The 745-nt window shown below is 38.7% G+C and carries 2 pseudogenes; one reads left to right on the forward strand and one right to left on the reverse strand.

What is annotated here, in order from left to right:
• A pseudogene (locus tag ACS8FD_RS19995) lies at positions 1–184 on the forward strand (ferredoxin--NADP reductase); the annotation flags it as partial.
• A 114-nt stretch (positions 185–298) separates the two neighbouring features.
• Here the strand turns inward: ACS8FD_RS19995 and ACS8FD_RS20000 are convergent.
• A pseudogene (locus tag ACS8FD_RS20000) lies at positions 299–745 on the reverse strand (hypothetical protein); the annotation flags it as partial.

Consider the following 745-nt stretch of genomic DNA (forward strand, 5'->3'; position numbering starts at 1 on the left):
ACAATTATTACTAAATGGTGAGCTTGAGAAGCGGGCTGGCATAAAGCTAGATAATGATAGCGCTCATGTGATGCTGTGCGGTAATCCAGAAATGGTAGAAGATACCAAAGAGACCTTGAAAGAATTAGGCTTTGTTATGAACCGCCGCGGTGAAGGGAACATTGCAGTAGAAAACTATTGGTAATCGATAGATAAGTCATTGGCTTTGAGAGTAATGACAAATGATTAAAAAAACGCTGCAATCTGATGATTGGCAGCGTTTTTTGTTACCCAATAAAAGCTGTAATATAGATCGTAGCTATTCTGTATTGGGCTCAGTTGCGTCATTTATAGGATTGATAGGTCCATGCATTAATTCGGGTTCATCATCATCACCAATGATATCTTCGCCACTACTACTGCCCAATAAGTCGCGATAATTGATCTGCGCTTTTAGAATCAATTGATCTTCTTCAACCTCTCCGTAATTTACCTGTACCTTGTGTAGGGTACTCATGATTTTTTGGTTCTTCTTAAGCCAGCGATTGATATCGAGATAAATGATATCTTCTTTAGCACGGGCGATATTGATATAAGTTAAAATTACGCCTAAAGGGTCTTTTTTTAGGACGCTATGATAAAACCAGATAGCAAGTTTGATACCTTGAAGCTTTAAGAATGATTCGCAGCGTAAGTTAAGCACATCTGTATAGGTCAACTGACCAAACACAAAACGTTGCACATTACGATCAAGTTCGGCATGTAC

It is taken from the genome of Psychrobacter sp. 1U2 (assembly GCF_051847575.1).